The sequence below is a fragment of the Magnetospirillum sp. WYHS-4 genome, assembly GCA_039908345.1.
GTDB lineage: Bacteria > Pseudomonadota > Alphaproteobacteria > Rhodospirillales > GLO-3 > JAMOBD01.
In genome coordinates, this window is the sequence record JAMOBD010000093.1 from 1 (window position 1) to 7,271 (window position 7,271).

The 7,271-nt window shown below is 65.5% G+C and carries 6 protein-coding genes; 5 read left to right on the forward strand and 1 reads right to left on the reverse strand.

Annotation, left to right across the window (positions count from 1 at the left end; all coding sequences use genetic code 11):
- From H7841_17190 to ilvC, 5 genes are all read left to right on the forward strand, one after another.
- Window positions 1–980, forward strand: a 980-nt coding sequence (locus tag H7841_17190; protein MEO5338599.1) for a hypothetical protein, incomplete at its 5' end; no start/stop codon positions are given.
- Between the two features lie 199 nt (window positions 981–1,179).
- Window positions 1,180–2,127, forward strand: a complete 948-nt coding sequence (miaA, locus tag H7841_17195; GenBank protein ID MEO5338600.1) for a tRNA (adenosine(37)-N6)-dimethylallyltransferase MiaA — start codon at window positions 1,180–1,182, stop codon at window positions 2,125–2,127.
- 70 nt (window positions 2,128–2,197) lie between these two features.
- Window positions 2,198–3,958, forward strand: coding sequence for a biosynthetic-type acetolactate synthase large subunit (ilvB, locus tag H7841_17200; GenBank protein ID MEO5338601.1), 1,761 nt, complete (start codon window positions 2,198–2,200; stop codon window positions 3,956–3,958).
- 14 nt (window positions 3,959–3,972) lie between these two features.
- Entirely contained in the window at window positions 3,973–4,497 is a 525-nt protein-coding gene (gene ilvN, locus H7841_17205; GenBank protein ID MEO5338602.1) for an acetolactate synthase small subunit, read from the forward strand.
- 28 nt (window positions 4,498–4,525) lie between these two features.
- Entirely contained in the window at window positions 4,526–5,545 is a 1,020-nt protein-coding gene (gene ilvC / locus H7841_17210) for a ketol-acid reductoisomerase (protein ID MEO5338603.1), read from the forward strand.
- A 19-nt stretch (window positions 5,546–5,564) separates the two neighbouring features.
- Here ilvC and H7841_17215 read toward each other — a convergent pair.
- Window positions 5,565–7,271, reverse strand: a 1,707-nt coding sequence (locus H7841_17215) for a primosomal protein N' (protein ID MEO5338604.1), incomplete at its 5' end; no start/stop codon positions are given.

Consider the following 7,271-nt stretch of genomic DNA (forward strand, 5'->3'; position numbering starts at 1 on the left):
AACGACAGAGAAAATGTTCCACTACATTTTTCGCCAGGTCCGGATTTCAGGCCAAAAAACCCAATATTTTCAATAGGGGCCTCTCCCAAAACGCCCCTCCACTGTTCAAGTTGGGCCTATGTGCTCTCCGTTTCGACACCCAAGAGGTAGCGGCTGTCTTGGCGGCAGTTCAGAGAAAGGTCATGGCAGACAGTGAATGGCTCAAGCTTCTGACCGCCGCCCTCGGTGGCGGCTTGACGGTCAAGATAAGCGAAATTGTATATCAGGAAATTCGCCGTCGTTCCGAACGCACTCAGTCTGCTCAAAGGTTCGTTGACGACCATCTTGACCCCTTGTTGAAGGCTGCCGACGAGTTGGTTGGCAAACTACGGTCTCTGGCCGACGAAGATTTCAGAAGTCTTCAAGATGTGGACCAGAACTCCCAGCGTTTGGAGAATCATGACTTTCGAAGTCTATTATTTTTACTGGCAAAACTATGGGCCAACATAGAAATATTCCGACGCGAAGGGCTCTCTGTCGCTGTTGCCCGAAGTGTTCGCGGCAATCGCCTGCTGAATTTCATCGACTGCATGGAATCCCGCCGGGTTAGAATTGTCGACCGTATGTCCCAGCGGGCAATCGGAGAACTTCTCTTGAGCCGTCGTGATGGTGTTCTTGAGACCGGTTCATTTACGGGGTTCGTAAGAATTCTGGAATCCGATGCCGAGTCCAGGCGATGGATTGCGCCGGTCGCTCATGTCCTCTCGCGGACGAGGCATACTTCCGAACGCCAGAGAGTGCTTCAATACGGGATTGTCTTGCACGCAATGATCGACACCCTCGATACGCAACATTACGTGACCAGGGATCGGCCATCGTATTCGAACAAACTGTCGAGAAAGTCGTGGCGTGATATAAAATATAGGGTCTTTGGAACATATTTGAGCTTTGTTCCTCAGCCGGAAAAATACTTAGGGCCGCCCAAGAAGGGGCGGCCCTAGATTTGGGAAGGCGGCACGAAGGATTTTAGCTCCCCCTGAAGGGAACGGCACATCCGTTGGGCCGCCTTTATTCCGCTGGCACAGCTTCCTGCACCATGAGTTGAGGCTAGCAAGATTAGCCGGAAAAGTCAATTTATTCTTCAAATGATTGAAGCGGTCCGGTTTGCCTCCCGCCCCGTTTCCGGGCATGACTAGGGCCATGGATGCTCCGGTCGTCATCGTCGCCGGGCCGACCGCCTCGGGCAAGTCGGCGCTGGCCGTCGACATCGCGCTCGAGTTCGGGGGCGAGGTGGTCAATGCCGATTCCATGCAGGTCTATCGCGAACTGCATGCCCTCACCGCCCGCCCCTCGCCGGCCGAGGAAGCCAAGGTGCCGCACCGCCTGTTCGGCGTGTTGCCGGCCGCCCAGGCCTGTTCGGTGGCGCGCTGGCTGGAACTGGCCCGCCCGACCATTGCCGAGGTGCGCGCGGCGGGGCGACTGCCTGTCGTCGTGGGCGGGACGGGGCTTTACCTGAAGGCGCTCCGCGAGGGACTGGCTCCGGTGCCGCCCGTCCCCGACATCCTGCGCAAGGAAGTGGAGGAACGCCACGATCGGATCGGCGGCGCCGCCTTCCGCGCCGAGCTGGCCACCCTCGATCCCGAGACGGCGGCCCGCCTGCCCGATGGCGACCGCCAGCGCCTGGTGCGGGCCTTCGCGGTGGCGAAGGCGACCGGCCGGCCGCTGGCCGCCTGGAAACGCGAAGCCCCGGCCGCCGAGGCACCGGTACCCGGCCCCTTCCTGACCCTGGCGCTCGATCCGCCGCGCGACGTTCTTTATGCCGCCTGCGACGTCCGCTTCGGCCGCATGCTGGAAGAAGGGGCGCTGGCGGAAGCCGAGGCCCTGCTGGCCTTGAACCTCGATCCCGCCCTGCCGGCCATGAAGGCGGTCGGACTGCCCGAACTCGCCCGCTTCCTCGCCGGCGACGGAAGCCTGGAGGAAGCCGCCGCCAAGGCTCGTCAGGCCACCCGCAACTACGCCAAGCGGCAATGCACCTGGCTGCGCCATCAGCTCCGGGCCGACCTGGTCCTCGGCGAGCAATATTCGGAAAGCCTGAAGCCGAAAATCTTTTCATTTATTCGCCGGTTTTTGTTGACCGAGGGCTTTTGACCGACTAGGGTTGCGCCGCGAAAGACCGCCCGGGCCGCCCCGGGCGGCGCCGTTTGGAAAGGAAAGGATCATGGCGAAGGAAGAGTTCTCGGGGGCGGAAATCGTCTTGAAGGCCCTGAAGGACCAAGGGGTGGACACGATGTTCGGCTATCCGGGCGGCGTCACCCTGCCGTTGTACGACGAGATCTACAAGCAGAACGCGTTGCGCCACGTGCTGACCCGCCACGAGCAGGGCGCCTTGCATGCGGCCGAGGGCTACGCGCGCTCCACCGGCAAGGTGGGGGTGGCGCTGGTCACTTCCGGCCCCGGCGCGACCAACACGGTGACCGGGCTCACCGACGCCATGATGGACTCCATCCCGCTCGTCTGCCTGACCGGCCAAGTCCCGACCCAGCTGATCGGCAACGACGCCTTCCAGGAAGCCGACATCACCGGCATCACCCGGTCCTGCACCAAGCACAACTACCTGGTCAAGGACACCGCCAACCTGGCCCGCGTCCTGCACGAAGCCTTCTTCGTCGCCCGCAACGGCCGGCCCGGCCCGGTGGTGGTCGACCTGCCCAAGGACGTGCTGATGGGCCATGCCGCCTACATTCCTCCGGCCAAGGCCAAGCCGCGCAGCTACAACCCGCGGGTCAAGGGCGATGCGCGCCAGATCGAGAAGGCCGTCAAGATGATGGCCAAGGCCAAGCGCCCGATCGTCTACGCCGGCGGCGGGGTCATCAACTCCGGCCCCAACGCCTGCCGCCTGCTGGCCGAACTGGTGCACAAGACGGGCTTTCCCTGCACGCTGACCCTGATGGGCCTGGGCGCCTTCCCGGCGTCGGACAAGCAGTTCCTGGGCATGCTGGGCATGCACGGCACCTACGAAGCCAACATGGCGATGTACGAATCCGACCTGATCGTCTGCATCGGCGCCCGCTTCGACGACCGCGTCACCGGCACGATCAGCGGCTTCGCGCCGCATGCCCAGAAGATCCACGTGGACATCGATCCTTCGTCGATCAACAAGAACGTGCTGGTCGACGTGCCCATCGTCGGCGACGCCGGCTACGTCATCGAGGACATGCTGAAGGTCTGGAAGTCCCTGCAGGGCGAGACCGACGCCAAGGCCATGAAGGCCTGGTGGAAGACCGTCGAAGGCTGGCGGGCCCGCAAGTGCCTGGCCTACAAGAAGGATGGCAAGCTGGCCAAGCCCCAGTTCGTGCTGGAGGAACTGCGCGATCTGTGCCGCGGCAAGGACGCCTACTTCGTCACCGACGTGGGCCAGCACCAGATGTGGTCGGCCCAATACCTGGACCTGGAAGAACCCAACCGCTGGATGACCTCGGGCGGGCTGGGCACCATGGGCTACGGCCTGCCGGCGGCCCTGGGCGTGCAGATCGCCCATCCCAACGCCATCGTCGCCTGCGTCAGTTCGGAATGTTCCATCCAGATGAACCTGCAGGAGTTCGCCACCGCCGTGCAGTACAAGCTGCCGGTCAAGGTGGTGCTGCTCAACAACGGCTTCATGGGCATGGTGCGCCAGTGGCAGGAACTCTTCTACGGCGAGCGCTATTCCGAAAGCCGGATGGATGTCCATCCCGACTTCGTCAAGCTGGCGGACGCCTTCGGGGCCTTGGGCCTGCGGGCCAACACCCCCGGCGAGGTGCGCGGCGTGCTGGAGAAGATGCTCAAGCACGACGGCCCCGTCATCGTCGACGTGCGCATCGATCCGACCGAGAACGTCTTCCCGATGATCCCGGCCGGACACGCCCATAACGACATGATCCTCGGGCCCGGTGACACCGACGTCACCAGCGGCGACGAGGAAGACGTCGTCCTGGCCTGAGGAGGGGAAGACCCGTGACCGACAAGAAGGAAATCCGCTTCCATACCATCGCCGTCCTGGTCGACAACGAACCGGGCGTATTGGCGCGCGTGGTCGGCCTGTTCTCGGGCCGCGGCTACAACATCGAGAGCCTGACCGTGGCCGTGGTCAATGCCGAGGCCAGCCTGTCGCGCATCACCATCGTCACCTCGGGTACGCTCCAGGTGATCGAGCAGATCAAGGCCCAACTGGGACGCCTGGTGCCGGTGCACAACGTCCAGGACCTGACCATGGACGGCCCGCATGTGGAGCGCGAGCTGGCCCTGGTCAAGGTGCGCGGCATGGCCGAGAAGCGAAGCGAGGCCCTGCAGATCGCCACCATCTTCCGGGCCCGCCCCGTGGACACCACGGGCGAGTCCTTCGTATTCGAGATCGTCGGCGACACCGACAAGGTGGACGCCTTCATCAAGCTGATGGAGCCGCTGGGGCTGGTCGACGTGGCCCGCACCGGCGTGGTCGCCATGGCCCGCGGCGCCGCCGCGGTGCTGGGCATGGAATAGCTAGCTTACTTAAGAGGGGTACAGGACCATGCGGGTCTATTACGATCGCGATGCCGACGTGAAGCTCATCAAGAAGAAGAAGGTGGCCGTCGTCGGCTACGGCAGCCAGGGCCACGCCCACGTGCTGAACATGCGCGATTCCGGCGTCAAGGACGTGGCGGTGGCGTTGCGCGAGGATTCTCCGTCCCGCGCCAAGGCGGAAAAGGAAAAGCTCAAGATCCTGACCCCGAAGGAAGCCGCCAAGTGGGCCGACGTGGTCATGGTCCTGGTGCCCGACGAGTTGCAGGCCAAGCTGTGGCGCGACGAACTGGCCCCCAACATGAAGAAGGGCGCGGCGCTCGCCTTCGCCCACGGCCTGAACATCCACTTCCGCCTGATCGAGCCCCGTCCCGACCTGGACGTGTTCATGATCGCGCCCAAGGGCCCCGGCCACACGGTGCGCGGCGAATACGCCAAGGGCGGCGGCGTGCCCTGCCTGGTGGCGGTGCACCAGAACGCGTCCGGCAACGCCCTGGAAATCGCGCTGTCCTACGCTTCCGCCATCGGCGGCGGCCGGTCGGGCATCATCGAGACCACCTTCCGCGAGGAATGCGAGACCGACCTGTTCGGCGAGCAGGCGGTGCTCTGCGGCGGCCTCACCAGCCTCATCAAGGCCGGCTACGAGACCCTGACCGAGGCCGGTTACGCCCCCGAAATGGCCTATTTCGAGTGCCTGCACGAGGTCAAGTTGATCGTCGATTTGATCTACGAGGCCGGCATGGCCAACATGCGCTATTCGATCTCCAACACGGCCGAATATGGCGACTACGTCTCCGGCCCGCGCCTGATCGACGCCTCGGTGAAGGCGCGCATGAAGGAAGTTCTGGACGACATCCAGTCGGGTCGCTTCGTCAAGGACTGGATGCTGGAATGCCAGGCCGGGCAGCCCAGCTTCAAGGCCATGCGCCGCATCAACGCCGAACACGACATCGAAAAGGTCGGCGAGAAGCTGCGCGCCATGATGCCCTGGATCGGCAAGAACAAGCTGGTCGACAAGTCGCGCAACTAGACCCGGCCGGAAGACGGCATCACAGGAAGCTGTATGGGTCCACGTCCACCTGGACCCGCAGCTTGCGGGAATGGGGAACGGCCGCCAGCCAGGCTTGCAGGACCGCCTGCACGTTGACGTCCTTGCGCGCCTTCAGGAGCAGCCGATAGCGGTGGCGACCGCGCAACAGGGCCAACGGCGCCGGGGCCGGTCCCAGAACCTGGATGCCTTCTTCCCGCGGGGCGGCGCGGCCCAGCGCCCGGGCGACGGCCTCGACCGCAGACAGTTCCTCGCCCGAGACGATCAGCGCCGCCAAGCGCCCGAAGGGCGGCATGCCCGCTTCCTGGCGGCCCTTGGCCTCCACCTCCAGGAAACGTTCGCGATCCCCCGCCGCCAGGGCCTGCATGACCGCATGATTGGGCATGGTCGTCTGCAGCAGCACCCGCCCCGGCCGCTGGGCCCGGCCCGCCCGGCCCGCCACCTGATAGAGCAGTTGGAAGGTCCGTTCCGCCGCCCTGAGGTCGCCCCCTTCCAGGCCCAGGTCGGCATCCACCACGCCCACCAGGGTCAACATGGGGAAGTGGTAACCCTTGGCGACGATCTGGGTGCCGACCACCAGATCGACCTCGTGGTCCTCGATGCGCCGCACCAGTTCGGCGGCGGCCTTGGGGCCGGTGACCGTGTCGCTGGCGGCGATCAGATGGCGGACGTCGGGGAACAGGCGGGCGACTTCCTCCCCCAGGCGCTCGACACCGGGCCCGCAGGCGGCCAGGCTGTCTTCCGCCTGGCAGGACGGACAGCGCTCCGGCATGCGAACGGCATGGCCGCAGTGGTGGCAGAGCAGACGCTTGGCCTGCCGGTGCTCGACCAGCCAGGCGGTGCAACGCGGGCACTGGAAGCGATGCCCGCAGGCCCGGCAGAGGGTCAGGGGCGCGTAGCCCCGCCTGTTCAGGAACAGCATGGCCTGCTCGCCCAAGGCGAAGGTGGCCTTCAGGGCATCGACCAGAGGCGGCGACAGCCAGTGCCCGCGAGGCGGCGGGGCCTTTATCAGGTCGATCAGGGCGACGCCGGGCAGTTCCGCCCCCGCGTGGCGGTCGGGCAGATGGCTGAGCCCATAGCGGCCCTGGCGGACATTGACCACGGTCTCCAGGGACGGCGTGGCCGAGGCCAGCACCACCGGAATCTCCCCCAGCCGCGCCCGCACCACCGCCATGTCGCGGGCGTTGTAGATGACGACCTCTTCCTGCTTGAAGGCCGCGTCGTGTTCTTCGTCGACGACGACGAGTCCCAGGTTCGCGAACGGCAGGAAAAGCGCGGAGCGCGCCCCCACCACCACCCCGGCCCGCCCTTCCGCCACCGCCCGCCAGGTCTGGCGCCGGAGCCCCATGGCCAAGTCGGAATGCCAGACCGCCGGCGGGGCGCCGAAGCGGTCGCGGAAGCGGTCCAGCCATTGGGCGGTAAGCGCGATTTCCGGCAGCAGCACCAGCACCTGGCGGCCGCGCCGCAACGCCTCCGCCACCGCATGGAAATAGACCTCGGTCTTGCCGGACCCCGGCACCCCGTCCAACAGGGTCACCGAAAAGCCGTCGGCCACCTTGGCCGCCAGGTCGGCGGCGGCCACGTCCTGGGCGTCGGACAGCGTCGGTCCCGGGTGCGCCCAGTCGGGGCGGGGCAAGGGCGGACGCGCCGCCACCTGGAGAACCCGCAACGCCCCGGCATCGACCAGCCCCTTGACCACCGCCGGGCC